The 14029-nt window shown below is 27.2% G+C and carries 12 protein-coding genes; all 12 read left to right on the top strand.

Annotated elements, in window-relative coordinates; genetic code table 11:
• Positions 1-29: 29 nt before the first annotated feature.
• Genes rfbD through EI427_RS15450 form a run of 12 tightly spaced genes read left to right on the top strand, consistent with a single transcriptional unit; the run spans position 30 to position 14022 of the window.
• Complete coding sequence (gene rfbD / locus EI427_RS15505; RefSeq protein ID WP_126616363.1) at positions 30-890, top strand: dTDP-4-dehydrorhamnose reductase; 861 nt, start codon at positions 30-32, stop codon at positions 888-890.
• Between the two features lie 45 nt (positions 891-935).
• Positions 936-1955, top strand: a complete 1020-nt coding sequence (gene rfbB, locus EI427_RS15500) for a dTDP-glucose 4,6-dehydratase (protein ID WP_126616361.1) — start codon at positions 936-938, stop codon at positions 1953-1955.
• The gene (locus tag EI427_RS15495; protein WP_126616359.1) at positions 1956-3353 is read left to right on the top strand and encodes a nucleotide sugar dehydrogenase; all 1398 of its coding nucleotides are present in this window, start codon (positions 1956-1958) and stop codon (positions 3351-3353) included.
• On the top strand, positions 3353-4471 hold the full coding sequence (gene wecB / locus EI427_RS15490; RefSeq protein ID WP_126616357.1) for a non-hydrolyzing UDP-N-acetylglucosamine 2-epimerase: 1119 nt from the start codon (positions 3353-3355) through the stop codon (positions 4469-4471). The genes EI427_RS15495 and wecB overlap by 1 nt, the downstream gene beginning before the upstream one ends.
• A gap of 9 nt (positions 4472-4480) precedes the next feature.
• The gene (gene wecC, locus EI427_RS15485; RefSeq protein WP_126616355.1) at positions 4481-5689 is read left to right on the top strand and encodes a UDP-N-acetyl-D-mannosamine dehydrogenase; all 1209 of its coding nucleotides are present in this window, start codon (positions 4481-4483) and stop codon (positions 5687-5689) included.
• The gene (locus EI427_RS15480; RefSeq protein ID WP_155523292.1) at positions 5676-6938 is read left to right on the top strand and encodes a lipopolysaccharide biosynthesis protein; all 1263 of its coding nucleotides are present in this window, start codon (positions 5676-5678) and stop codon (positions 6936-6938) included. The genes wecC and EI427_RS15480 overlap by 14 nt, the downstream gene beginning before the upstream one ends.
• A complete protein-coding gene (locus EI427_RS15475) occupies positions 6935-8128 on the top strand; it encodes a hypothetical protein (RefSeq protein WP_126616350.1) in 1194 nt (397 codons plus the stop codon). Before EI427_RS15480 ends, EI427_RS15475 begins: the two co-directional genes overlap by 4 nt.
• A 28-nt stretch (positions 8129-8156) precedes the next feature.
• Entirely contained in the window at positions 8157-10505 is a 2349-nt protein-coding gene (locus tag EI427_RS15470; RefSeq protein ID WP_170178494.1) for a glycoside hydrolase family 2 protein, read from the top strand.
• A gap of 5 nt (positions 10506-10510) precedes the next feature.
• The gene (locus EI427_RS15465; protein ID WP_126618444.1) at positions 10511-10936 is read left to right on the top strand and encodes a serine O-acetyltransferase; all 426 of its coding nucleotides are present in this window, start codon (positions 10511-10513) and stop codon (positions 10934-10936) included.
• Positions 10937-12007: a glycosyltransferase family 4 protein gene (locus EI427_RS15460; protein ID WP_126616344.1), complete on the top strand. Its 1071-nt coding sequence runs from the start codon at positions 10937-10939 to the stop codon at positions 12005-12007.
• A complete protein-coding gene (locus tag EI427_RS15455; RefSeq protein WP_126616341.1) occupies positions 11994-13139 on the top strand; it encodes a hypothetical protein in 1146 nt (381 codons plus the stop codon). Before EI427_RS15460 ends, EI427_RS15455 begins: the two co-directional genes overlap by 14 nt.
• Entirely contained in the window at positions 13120-14022 is a 903-nt protein-coding gene (locus EI427_RS15450) for a hypothetical protein (protein WP_126616338.1), read from the top strand. The genes EI427_RS15455 and EI427_RS15450 overlap by 20 nt, the downstream gene beginning before the upstream one ends.
• The last annotated feature ends 7 nt before the right edge of the window (positions 14023-14029 follow it).

Genomic DNA, 14029 nt, shown 5'->3' with positions numbered 1-14029 from the left:
GAGGGGTGTCTGAATAATAAAAAGTATAAATGCAAAAAGAAATATTAGTTACAGGTGCACGAGGTCAGCTTGGATCGGAATTAAATTATCTAGCAAATACGATAGAAGCAAGGTTTAAGTTTGTAGATCTTGATGAGTTAGATATTACAAATCAAGACGATGTGAATTCTTTTTTTACACAAAGAAATTTTTCACATTGTATCAATTGTGCAGGGTATACTGCTGTTGATAAAGCAGAATCAGATGAAGAAACAGCTCGTAAAGTAAATGTACTTGGTACTAAAAACCTTGCAATAGCTTGTAAAGAGAATAATGTTACTTTGTTCCATATTTCTACAGATTTTGTATTTGATGGAAATCAAATTACTCCTTATTCAGAAGAAATTATTCCCTCTCCGATAAGTGTATATGGAGTAACTAAGCTTGAAGGAGAAAATGAAGTAATAAAAACAATGACGAATTATTTTATCATTAGAACTGCTTGGTTGTACAGTAGTTTTGGAAATAATTTTGTACAAACGATGCTGCGTTTAGCGAATGAAAGAGATGAATTAGGAGTTATCGTAGATCAGATTGGTAGCCCAACCTACGCACGAGATTTAGCAAAAGCTATCTTATCAATTATTACTCAGGAAAGTACTGCTTATGGGGTTTATCATTATAGTAATGAAGGAGTTGCAAGTTGGTATGATTTTGCTCAGTCAATTTTTCTTTTGAGTAAAACGAATATTAAAGTCAATCCATTACCCACCTCTGCATATCCTACACCTGCTAAAAGGCCCAAAATGAGTGTAATGGATAAATCAAAGTTTAGAACAAGTTTTAATATTACGATCCCTTATTGGCAATCTAGTTTAATCGATTGTCTCAAAGTATTGGGTGATAAATAATAATAAAAGGGTAACTTTACAAAAAAATGAACAGCTGAATACAATATGAAATCTTCTATATTAATTACAGGTGGAGCAGGCTTTATAGGAGCCAATTTTGTTCCTTACTTTCTAGAGAAATATCACGATTATCAATTAATTAATTTAGATAAATTAACGTATGCTGGTGATTTAGTAAACCTTTCTGAAATAGAAGTTAATCACCTAAGCTATACCTTTATTGAAGGAGATATTTGTAATAGAGTATTAGTGGAAGAACTCTTCAATCAATACGATATAAAAGGTGTTATTCATTTTGCAGCGGAATCTCATGTAGATAATTCAATTACAGGACCAGAAGCATTTATTCAAACGAATGTGAATGGTACTTTTACATTAATTGATGTAGCTAGAAAGTATTGGATGAATGCTCCTTTTGACTACAAAGAAGAATATAAAAACTGCCGTTTTCATCATATATCTACAGATGAAGTGTATGGTACATTAGGAGAAACCGGATTGTTTACAGAAGAAACACCTTATGCACCTAACAGTCCGTATAGTGCTTCGAAAGCATCTTCTGATATGATAGTTCGATCTTATTTTCACACCTATGGAATGAATGTAGTGACCACAAATTGTTCAAACAACTATGGTCCAAAACAGCATAAAGAGAAATTAATTCCTACTATTATTCGTAAAGCACTTGCAAGTGAACCAATTCCGATTTACGGAGATGGAAAGAATATTCGTGATTGGTTATATGTTTTGGATCATTGCAAAGGGATAGATTTAGTATACCATAAAGGAAAAGAAGGAGAAACATACAATATTGGAGGACGTAACGAAAGAGATAATCTCTATATAGTAGATAAAATATGTACGCTACTTGATATTAAACATCCTTTAAAGGATAGTACATCTTATAAAGAGTTGATTACCTTTGTAAATGATCGTCCAGGTCATGATCAAAGGTATGCAATTGATGCTACAAAATTAGAATCGGAATTAGGTTGGAAAGCTGATGAAGACTTTGAAAGTGGCATTGTTAAAACTGTAAATTGGTATTTAGAAGAATATAGATAAATGGGGAAAGATATAAAAAATATTTGTTGCATTGGAGCAGGATATGTTGGAGGACCTACAATGGCTGTAATTGCTCTTAAGAATCCTCAAATACAAGTAAATATTGTTGATATAAATGAACAGCGTATAACAGATTGGAATGATACTGATTTAGACAAATTACCAATTTACGAACCTGGGCTAAAAGAAGTTGTTGAGGAAACACGTAATAAAAATTTATTCTTTTCAACAGATGTAGATACTGCTATTGATAATGCAGATATGATTTTTATATCAGTAAATACACCAACTAAGACTTATGGTAAAGGAAAAGGGCAAGCTGCTGATTTAAAATATATTGAACTTTGTGCACGACAAATTGCTCGTGTATCAAAAACAGATAAAATTGTAGTAGAAAAATCTACACTTCCTGTACGAACTGCTGAAGCTTTACAGGGTATCTTGTCGAGTACTGGAAATGGTGTAAAGTTTGAAATTTTATCCAATCCAGAATTTTTAGCAGAAGGCACGGCTATTGACGATTTGTTAATTCCAGATAGAGTATTAATTGGTGGTAATAATACAGTAAGTGGAAAAGAAGCGAAAAATGCTCTAAGTAGTATTTATGAAGCTTGGATTCCAAAAGAGCGTGTATTACAAACCAATGTATGGTCATCGGAACTTTCTAAATTAACAGCGAATGCATTTTTAGCCCAACGTATTTCTTCTATTAATGCAATGTCTGTTTTATGTGAAGAGACTGAAGCGGATGTAGATGAGATAGCTAGAGCTATAGGTATGGATTCTCGTATAGGACCTAAATTTTTAAAGTCATCTGTGGGATTTGGTGGTTCTTGTTTCCAAAAAGATGTTTTAAATCTTGTTTACATCGCAAAATCATATGGTTTAGATGAGGTTGCAGAGTATTGGGATCAGGTTATAAAACTAAATGATTATCAAAAGCGTCGTTTTGCAGATAAGATTATTAAAGAATCTTACAATACAGTATCTGGAAAGAAAATAGCCTTTTTCGGATGGGCATTCAAAAAAGATACTAATGATACAAGAGAATCTGCAGCAATTTATGTAGCGGATCATTTATTAGATGAACAGGCTGACATCATTGTATATGATCCTAAAGTTTCTGAAGAAAGAATTTATGCTGATTTAGAATATTTGAATACTCATTCTTCTGAAGAAATTAGAAATAGAGTGAAAGTAGTATCATCTCATTCAGAAGCGGTGAATAATGCACATGCTATAGCTATTTTGACTGAATGGGATGAATTTAAAGCATATAATTGGAAAGAAATTTATTCTAAAGTATTAAAGCCTGCTAACGTATTTGATGGTAGGAATATTTTGGATAAAGAAAAGTTGGTTAACGTAGGCTTTAATGTCTATAATATTGGGAAATAATGAAAAAAATATTAATTGTTTTTGGAACAAGACCAGAAGCTATAAAAATGGCACCTTTGGTAAAAGAGTTTCAAAAAGATAAAACAAATTTCGAAACAAAGGTTTGTGTGACTGCTCAGCATAGAGAGATGTTAGACCAAGTATTAGAATTTTATGATATAAAGCCTGATTTTGATTTAGATTTAATGAAACCTAATCAAAATTTATATTCATTGACTGCTGATATAATTGTAGGTATGAAGCCTGTGCTTGAAAACTTCTCTCCTGATTACGTTTTTGTGCATGGAGATACATCAACGACGATGTCAGCAGGGATAGCAGGTTTTTATTCAGGAGCAAAAGTGTGTCATATTGAAGCAGGTCTTAGAACGTATAACAAAAGAGCTCCATTTCCAGAAGAAATTAATCGACAGATAACAGGTAGGATAGCAGATTATCACTTTGCTCCAACAACAACCTCAAAAAATAACTTACTAAAAGAAAATACTGCAGAAAGTACTATTTTGGTAACTGGAAATACTGTTATTGATGCTTTGATGTATAGTGTTGAAAAAGTTTTAAATTTAGAAAATAATTTAGAGATAGAGAACTTAAAAACTATTGTAGATTCTAATAAAGATTTGGTATTAGTTACTGGTCATAGAAGGGAAAATCATGGTCAAGGTTTTTTGAATATATGTGAAGCATTAAAAACAATTGCGGAAACAACTAATGCTCAAATTATATATCCAGTTCATTTAAACCCTAATGTACAAAAGCCAGTGTATGAAATTTTAGCAGATGTTGAAAATGTTCATTTAATTGATCCTTTATCATATCCTGCTTTTGTTTGGTTAATGAATCAATCAAAAATTATTATTACTGATAGTGGTGGAGTACAAGAAGAGGCACCCTCTTTGGGAAAACCTGTATTAGTGATGAGGGATACAACAGAAAGACCAGAAGCTGTGGAAGTAGGAACAGTATTGTTAGTAGGAACAAATGCGGAGTTAATTGTTAATGAAACTACATCATTACTTACTAATAACAATAGATATAAAAAAATGAGTTCCTTACATAACCCTTATGGAGATGGTAAAGCATCTAAGAGAGTTGTTGAATTTATTCTAAAAAATTAAGATAATATTATGAATCCTGAAGTAGTAATGGTTGGGTTAGGTTATATTGGATTACCAACAGCCGCTCTAATTGCACAAAATAAAGTAAAAGTTCATGGGGTAGATGTAAACCCACATGTAGTAGAAACAATAAATCAAGGTAAAATACATATTGTTGAACCGGAATTAGATAAAGCAGTAGCTAATGCAGTAGCAGGAGGTTTTTTAAAAGCAGATGTAAAACCTGTTGAAGCAAATGCTTATTTAATTGTTGTTCCTACTCCATTTAAAGATAAAAATGAGCCAGATATTTCATTTGTTGAAGCAGCAACTAAAGCTGTTTTACCTCTATTGAAAGAAGGGGACTTATATATCATTGAATCTACATCGCCAGTTGGAACAACTGAAAAAATGGCAAATTTAATTTATTCAGAAAGACCTGAATTAGAAGATAAATTAAATATTGCTTATTGTCCTGAAAGAGTATTACCAGGAAATGTAATGTATGAATTGGTGAATAATGATAGGGTTATTGGAGGTATTGATGAAGAATCAACCGAAAAAGCTTTAGCCTTTTATAGTCAATTTGTAAGTGGAGAATTACATGCTACAAATGCACGTACAGCAGAGATGTGTAAATTAGTTGAAAATTCATCAAGAGACGTACAAATTGCTTTTGCTAATGAGTTATCATTAATATGTGATAAAGCTGATATTAATGTTTGGGAATTAATTGATTTAGCGAATAAACATCCGAGAGTTAATATTTTACAGCCAGGGTGCGGTGTTGGTGGACATTGCATCGCAGTTGATCCATATTTTATCGTTTCTGAATATCCGATGGAGTCACAAATCATTGGTAAAGCTAGGGAGATTAATAACTATAAGGCGTTTTGGTGTGCAGAAAAAATTCAAAATGAAAAATTGAAATTTGAGTTAGAGCATGGGCGTAAACCCAATATTGCTTTAATGGGGTTAGCTTTTAAACCTAATATTGATGACTTGAGAGAATCTCCTGCTAAGTATATTGTTCAAAAAGTTTTACAAAATGCTAATAACGATAATTACTTTATTGTTGAACCTAATGTAGAAGGTCATAATGTATTTAAGTTAACTGATTGTAATGAAGCTGTTGAAAAAGCTGATATAATTGTATTATTAGTAGCTCATGATGAATTTAAAGAATTATCTTTAAAGAATAAAATTATTTTAGACTTTTGTGGAATTGAAAAACTATAAACTGTTTGCTAAATTTCCTTTTATCAAGGATTTAACATTTCTAGCTTCAGGAACAATATTATCACAACTAATAGTATTCCTTTTTCAACCTTTTTTAAAAAGAAATTTTTCTCCGGAAGATTTTGGAGTCATGGATGTATGCCTAAAAGCAGTTGCAATAATATCTTCATTCATGGCTTTGAAATTTGATGGTGCAATAATTCTTCCTAAAAAAAATATTGATGCTATTAAAATATTACATTTAATATTATATATATCAATATTTTTCTTTGTCTTAATTCTATTATCTATTGCTATATTTATTGATGATATAGTATTGGTTTTTGAAATAGATTCTAAATATAAATTTTGGTTTTTTCTTATACCTTTTAGTTCTTTTTTTTATATTTTAGGTATTTCATTTGATAATTATTTAATAAGAAAAAAAAGATTTAAACAAGTTTCAATTTCTAAATTAAGTAGACGTTCTTCTGAGGTTTTTGTTCAAGTATTAATAGGTTATTATTATAAATCTAGTCTAATTATAGGAGATCTTATTGGGAATATTTTTTATTGTGTTAGATCTTATAAATCGACGTCTATTAATTTTATTAAATTTAATAAGAAAGAATTACAAGCAATATTAGTGGAATATAATGACTTTCCAAAATATAATGTATTACCTAATATATTGAATACATTTGTTTTGAATTCTTTAACTTTTTTAATTCTTTCAAAATTTACTATCAAAGAGGTTGGTTTTTTAGAGTTAACGCAAAAAATATTATTTGCCCCAGCTGCTATATTATCAATATCTTTAGGACAAATGCTTTTACAAAGAACCTCTATAAAAATAGCAAAAAGCGAAAGTATTTTACAAGAAGTTTATAGAGGTTTTCTTTTATTAGCAGCTTTTTCATTACTTTTTTTTATTGTAATTTATTTTTTTAGTGAAGAAATATTTATTTTCCTTTTCGGGGAAGATTGGATACATTCAGCTTATTATTCAAAGATTTTGGTTGTTTATACTTGCTTTAATTTTGTGTTTTCTCCAATGGGTAAAATTCTTATTGCTTTAAGGAGAATAAAGCAGAATGCAATATGGCAGCTTGTTAAGTTTATTAGTGTAATATCACTTTTTTTTATTCATTATAATTCTATATACGACTACTTATACAGTTATGTTATTATTAATGTAATATTATATATTATTTATGGTATTATGATATTTTCATATTCAAAAAAACATGATAATAAGATAGTAAAATGAAAATAAAATATGATTTCAATAGTAAATTATTAGAGAATATATCATACTTCTCATTTCTGTTATTTTTATTAAGTGCGACACTTAAAGTAGTATTAATTTATTATGAAATTAATAGTTTTGTTGATTTGACATTAGCTTCTTCATTTATGCTTATTGTATACATGTTAGCTAACTATAATCAAATGAGAAGTGTTAATTTATTAGGATCGATTTCTATAATAATTTTTTTTTCCTTTGTGATTCTTTGTTGTTTATCATTATCATATACTTTATCACCACATTATAGTATTGTTAAAACAGTTTTAATGTCATTAAATGTTGTTGCTTTAATGTACCCATATTTTAATAGAAAGTTAGATATAGGTCGGTTGATATATCATCTTCAAATTATAATACTACCAATAGTAATTTGGTTTATATTTCTTTATAATATAAGATGGACACCTTATAAATATTTGATAAATATTGACAACATATACTTAATAAGAGGTGTCTATTTAGCCTTATCTATGTGGTTAGGTATATTTATATTATATTTATCAAGGAGTTCAGCTGGTATTTCTTTTTATAAATGGAGACTTTTATTTTATATTTTATTAATGCTATTATTAGGTGCGAGAGGTCCATTAATATTTGTGATATTACTTACAATATCAATGAATGTTACTTCAATTATTAATTTAAGATTTCATAAAAAAGATTTGAAATATTTGTTATTTTTAATAATTGGATTTTTACCATTCTTGATAAAATATTTTAATAAATTCATGTCATTATTCGGTTTTGGATTTGCAAGATTTTTCAAACTTTTTGAAGAAGGAGGAGGAGAATCTATCAAGGAAAGAACAAGGCTTTTAAGTTTTTCTTATGACATGATTTTTAATGAGAATATTATTTATACTTTCTTTGGATATGGTATTGGTTCATTTAGTTTATTATATCAAGGTGAAGATATAAGATACTATCCTCATAATATACTAGTTGAAGCTTGGTTTGAATTAGGCATAATTGGTTTTATTCTTCTTACTATATTTTGTTTAATACCTTTTTTTAAAAAAAATAAAAGTAAAATTCCTCTAACTATTATATTATTCTTACTAATTAATTCTATGAAAACGAGTTCTTTTGTAGATTTAAGGATAATGTATTCCTTAATTAGTATCTATTTAGTCTATGATTTATATGAATAGAAAATTATTTATTTTTATTTATTTATTCATGCAACTTCAATTTTCTTTTGCACAAAGAAAGACAATTGATTTAAATGATGAAAAATGGTTTTTTCATAAAGGTGAATTAGGAGGTATTTGGGAAGTATTGAGACCAATTAACCCAATTTTTCAAGTTAAATGGACTGAGATATCTTTACCACATACTTACAATACAACAGATATTCTAGATTCAGAAAAAGAATATTATCAAGGTGTAGTTTGGTATAAGGTTAAAATTAATTTAAATGAAATCCTAAAAGAAGATAGGTATTTTCTAAGGTTTGAGAATATTGGAAATTACGCAGATATATATATAGATACAGAAAAGATAGGTTGCTATAACTCTGTTTATACACCTTTAGAGCTTGAAATAACAGATAAACTTAGAGAGAAAAGTTTTTATTTAACTTTAAGAGTTGATAATTCGAGAAGATTAAAATTACCTCCTTCCGATTTGAATGATTATTATTTATCAGGAGGTATTTTAGGTAATCTTAAATTACTAGTTAAACCGAAAGTACATTACGAATCTTTAATTGTTCAAACGGATTATAACTTACAAAATAAAAGAGCATACTGTAAAGTTATACCTAAAATTATTAACGATGTTGATACTTCTTTATTTTATTCACAATTTGTTATTTCATCTTTAAATGATTCATTAATTAACAAGTTTAATAGTAATATTAATGAATTTGACCTTAAATTAAATCAATTGTGGTCGCCAAATAACCCAAAGCTTTTTAAATTTGAAGCTCAACTTATATCAAAAAAAACAAATGTTATTATTGATAAAGTGGAAAAGATAATAGGTTTTAAAAAAATAGAGTTAAGAGAAAATAATTTCTTTTTAAATGGAAAAAGAGTCTTAATAAAAGGAGTGTCTAGGCATAGTGACCAATTTTTAGCCGGCGCAGCTGAAAAAGATGTTTATGTTGAACGTGAGTTTAATATGATAAAATCAATGGGTGCAAATTTTATACGTTTAGGTCATTATCCAGCATCAAGTAAAATTTTACAAATATGTGATAGTTTAGGTATAATGGTTTGGGAAGAAATTTCATGGTCTAGAAGTGGGTATTCGGGAGGTGATCAGAGAATATTTCTTCTAAATCAATTAAAATCAATGATTTATAACCATTCTTATAATGTCTCAATTATAGCATGGGGATTAGGAAATGAATTAGATATGAAATGGAAGGAGTCTTCAATAAGTAATATAGACAAGACAAATAACCTATTAAAAGAATTCATTGATACTACTAAGAAATTTGATTCAACGAGATTTACGAGTATTCGAAGGTTTGAAAAAATAAATAATAATGTAGACTTGTATTCACCTTCGTTGTGGCCTGGTTGGTATTCTAATAATTATACAGATTACAAGAGATTGATAGAAAATAACATTAAAAAATATTCTAATTTTTTTCATGCAGAATGGGGAGCTTCAAGTATTTATACTAGACATTCAGAAAATCCATATATTCACCTTATGAAAATAGATTCTACTCTAAACGGAGAAGAAATAGTTGGGGCATTTCTAAATGGAGGAGGCTTTAAAAGACCTTCAAAAGACGGTGATTGGTCAGAAACATATCAATGTGATTTAATTGATTGGATCCTAAAAGAACAACTAAATTTATCTAATTTTACAGGTAGTGCATATTGGGCTTTTAAAGATTTTCCAACTCCATTAAGACCTAATAACCCTATTCCATATATGAATTTAAAAGGTTTAACGACAAGGGACTTACAAAAAAAAGATGCATTTTATGTTTTTCAATCTTACTGGGCAACTAAGCCAATGGTAAGGATTTATTCACATACATGGAAAAATAGGTGGGGCAGTAAGAATGAAAAAAAAATGATTAAAGTATATTCTAATTGTGATAGTGTTGAACTTTTTAAAGATGGAGTATTAATTGGCGTAAAAAAAAGAGATATAAAAAAGTTTCCTTGTTCAGGTTTATTTTGGAATGTAAAGCTTAGGAATAAATCTGATAATTTATTTAAAGCTGTAGGTTATAAAAATGGAGTTGTAGTTCATGATGAAGTATTATTTCATTATGTAATTAAAGATTGGGGTGTACCAAATGACTTGGTTTGTAAAATTGAAAAAGATCAGTTGAAGATGAAAGTTATTGATTCTAAGGGAAAATTTTGTTTAGATGCTGATAATTTTATAATGATTGAATCTTTAGATAAAAAAAATATTCAAAATAAAGGAGTTATTAACTTTTCGAATAAAGCTCAACTTATTAATGGATGTTTAAACTATCAATTAAAATCAAATGACGATCACTTTAAAGTTACAGTTTTTTTAGAAGATAATATAATTTTAAAACATATTAATTAATGTCAATGAACCCTCCAATAATAATATATAGAATTGGTAACTTTTTTTACCAAAAAAGATTTATTACAATCTCAAAATTAATTACATGGTTAAATCGATTTTTGTTTTCCACTTATCTACCTTCTTCTGCTAAAATTGGAAAGAATTTTAAAATAGGCTATTGGGGGTTAGGTTGTGTAATTCATTCAAACTCTGTAATTGGAAATGACTGTACAATAGCTCAAAACGTAACAATTGGTAGGAATTTTTCTGATAAAAAAGTTCCAATAATTAAAAACAATGTATATATAGCAACAGGTTCTGCTGTGTTTGGTGAAATAACTATTGGTAATAATGTAATTATTGGAGCGAATTCAGTAGTAAATAAATCAATTCCAGATAATACTATAGCTGCAGGGAACCCTGCTAAGATAATAAAAAGTTCAAATTAGATGAAAAAACAGAAAGTATTATTAATATCAGAACAGATTCTACATTACAGAGCATCTTTATACAATGAATTTAATTCTTTATTTGAAGAGAATAATATAGAATTAGATGTGGTTTCAGATAAAGATAATAAGTCTGATTATAAGCTTAAGTTTCAATTTGAAAAGTTACCTTATAAGGTAAATAAAGTTACTAACTTAATTAAAAGAAGGTCTCCTGATATTGTTATCTTATTTTGGAATATTTATAATATTAATACGTGGCTCATTACTTTATATTTAAAATCAAATCGAATACCATTTATTTATTGGACTCATGGAATAAGTATGACTAACCCTCATAGCTGGATAAAACAAATTCCCTATAAGCTTATGCATAATTTATCTGATTCTATTGTTCTGTATTCAAAAAATGAATTGAAGTATATTGAAGATAAAAATATATCAAAAACTTTTATTGCAAATAATACTATTAATTTTAATGATATCCCTAAATTAACCTCAAGTAAAAATGAACTAAAAGTTAAGTATAATATACCCTTCGAAAATGTTGTACTATTTGTTGGTAGAATTCAAAACCGTAAAAGATTAGATATTTTAATTGACATATTTGTTAATGAACAATTAAATAATGATGATACGTGTCTGGTAATTGTAGGTAATAATATGCCTAGTTATTTAAATGATAAAGTAAAATCTAGTAATAGAATTTATAACTTAGGACCAATCTATGATACAATTGCGATTAATCAAATTTTCAAAATGTCTGATGTATTTTGTATTCCAGGTACAAATGGACTTGGAGTGAATCAAGCAATGTATTGGGGTTTACCTATATTCACTTTGAATGTAAATCATAGTCCTGAAATTGTTTATGTCAAAGAAGGTGAGACAGGATTTATATGCAATAACCAGAGTGATTTAGTCACAAAATTAAATGAAATACTAGATGATGAAAAACAAATAAAAAAGATGTCTATTTATTGTAGTAAGTACATAAAAGAAGAAGCAAGTGTAGAGGTAATGTTTAGAGGATTTTTAAATGCAATTTCTTTCTTAAATGAGAGTAAGTAAAATAATACCTATTAGTTTATCGAAGTTAGGTATTTTATTGATATTAATTTCACTTCCATGGTCAACAACAATTACATCTATTGCTCAATTATTGGCTTTGGTTTTTGTTGTTTATGATTACTTATTTTTAGAAAAAAATAAAATAATATTACATCCAATTGTGAAAATATTTATTTTTATTTTTGGATTACAAGTTTTATTGATGGTAATGAATGGAAGTAATCTTAAAAGTATTATCAACCAATTAGATTTAAAATATCCTTTAATTTTAATACCTTTAATATTTATTTTTATCCCAAATTTAAAGAAAAGAGATTTAGATTTTTACTTTAAATATTTTTCTTATTCTTTAATTTTTTCATTAATATATTGCTATCTACGTGCCATATTTCTTTATGATAAGAAACCTTATATTTTAATTAATGGTTTTTCATTTTTGACTGAACAAGTAGATGTAGGTGTTCAATATTATAGTTTTTATCTTACAATAGTAATTTTTTATTTTCTTCAAAAAAAAATCTTTTCTAAAAAAAATGGTGTTTTAGTATTATTAATACTCATAATGGTTTTATTACATTTAAAAAGTAGGAATGTAATATTGACGTTTTTTTTACTTGTCATATTAGATAGATTTCTTTTTTATGATTTAAAAAAGAAATCTATTATAGTAATATTCTTTTTTAGTTTTTTTTTAGTACTGAGCCATTATGTAGAAAGGTTTCATTTGTTAAGTTTGTCAAACGCAGTAGAAGAAAGGTTTATTCAGTATAATGCTGTATTAGAATCAGTTTATGTTAATTTACCATTTGGAGTTGGTTGGTCTAGCGTTAATCAAGAATTATTGAAATCATATTTTAAATTAGGGTTTGATTATGGTTTTGATTTTCAATTAAATTCTCACAATCAGTATTTATCAGAATTTATTTCTGGTGGCTTAATAACAGGTTTCATTTATATTCATTTGATTTTTAATGGTATTAAAAATGCATTTTTAAAAAAGTATAAATTGTTATTATATATGAGTTTATCACTTTCGTTTTTTAGTATGACTGAAGCATTATTAAATAGACAAAAAGGCCTTGTAATATTTATATTAACTTTAACAATTATCAATGTATATAAGAATAAATAATCTATGTTTATTAATTCTGTTATTTTTAGTCACAAATGTTAAAGCACAATTGTCTAAAGTATTTGTTAATGATAATAATAGAAGTATAAGAAGCTTTGTTATTGAAAATGACACAATATTAACAGTTAAAACTGGAGAAAAAGGAATTTATAAAAACAATAAAATATTAATTAAGAATAGATTTAATCTTTTAAAATTAATTGATCAAGTTAAATTTAAAAATGATAAATTTTATGCAGTAAGTACTTTTGAAGGAAATATTGAAATTTGGATTAATAACAATAATGATATTAAACAATATTTTCAATACAAAGGGAATAAAGTAGATATAAATCAATTAACTTTTTATGATACTAATCTACTATATTGTACCGATGACGGGTATGTTAATAATATAGCTTTACCTACAAAAAAAACAACTTTCTTGAAGGTTAATAAAAGTAAAGTAATATCATTTTTAAAAAAAGCTGATTTATTATACACTATTTCTATAGATGGTACTATTTCAATTATTGATTTACAGACATTTGATATTATTGATCAATTTAGTTTTAAAGAACATTTCACGGATTTTTGTATTTATAATCATGATTTAATCATATCTACATTTGACGGTAAATTATTTAGATTTTGTTTAAAATCATTTTCATTAGATGAAATTTATAACTCTAGTGAAATAATTACTTGTTTGAATATACATGAAAGTAAACTTTTTTTTGGATGTTTTTCCGGGAAAATCTATATCAGTGAATTTAGTAATAACAAAGTATCAAAAATTAAAGTAATTGATATTAATTCTGTTCCAGTGAAATTTAGTAAAAAAGAAAATAACTTATTTATAAGTTCAAACAAAGGAGAGATTTTCAAATGTTCAGTAGATTAAATACTTT

It is taken from the genome of Flammeovirga pectinis, from assembly GCF_003970675.1.
Lineage (GTDB): Bacteria > Bacteroidota > Bacteroidia > Cytophagales > Flammeovirgaceae > Flammeovirga > Flammeovirga pectinis.
The sequence above is the reverse complement of the archived record's forward strand: the minus strand, read 5'-3'. Positions and strand labels throughout refer to the sequence as shown.

Excerpts from the sequence above, each read along its gene's own strand:
- rfbD (WP_126616363.1), top strand. The coding sequence starts at position 30 with ATGCAAAAAGAAATATTAGTTACAGGTGCACGAGGTCAGCTTGGATCG.
- rfbB (WP_126616361.1), top strand. The coding sequence starts at position 936 with ATGAAATCTTCTATATTAATTACAGGTGGAGCAGGCTTTATAGGAGCC.
- EI427_RS15495 (WP_126616359.1), top strand. The coding sequence starts at position 1,956 with ATGGGGAAAGATATAAAAAATATTTGTTGCATTGGAGCAGGATATGTT.
- wecB (WP_126616357.1), top strand. The coding sequence starts at position 3,353 with ATGAAAAAAATATTAATTGTTTTTGGAACAAGACCAGAAGCTATAAAA.
- wecC (WP_126616355.1), top strand. The coding sequence starts at position 4,481 with ATGAATCCTGAAGTAGTAATGGTTGGGTTAGGTTATATTGGATTACCA.
- EI427_RS15475 (WP_126616350.1), top strand. The coding sequence starts at position 6,935 with ATGAAAATAAAATATGATTTCAATAGTAAATTATTAGAGAATATATCA.
- EI427_RS15470 (WP_170178494.1), top strand. The coding sequence starts at position 8,157 with ATGCAACTTCAATTTTCTTTTGCACAAAGAAAGACAATTGATTTAAAT.
- EI427_RS15465 (WP_126618444.1), top strand. The coding sequence starts at position 10,511 with ATGAACCCTCCAATAATAATATATAGAATTGGTAACTTTTTTTACCAA.
- EI427_RS15460 (WP_126616344.1), top strand. The coding sequence starts at position 10,937 with ATGAAAAAACAGAAAGTATTATTAATATCAGAACAGATTCTACATTAC.
- EI427_RS15455 (WP_126616341.1), top strand. The coding sequence starts at position 11,994 with ATGAGAGTAAGTAAAATAATACCTATTAGTTTATCGAAGTTAGGTATT.
- EI427_RS15450 (WP_126616338.1), top strand. The coding sequence starts at position 13,120 with ATGTATATAAGAATAAATAATCTATGTTTATTAATTCTGTTATTTTTA.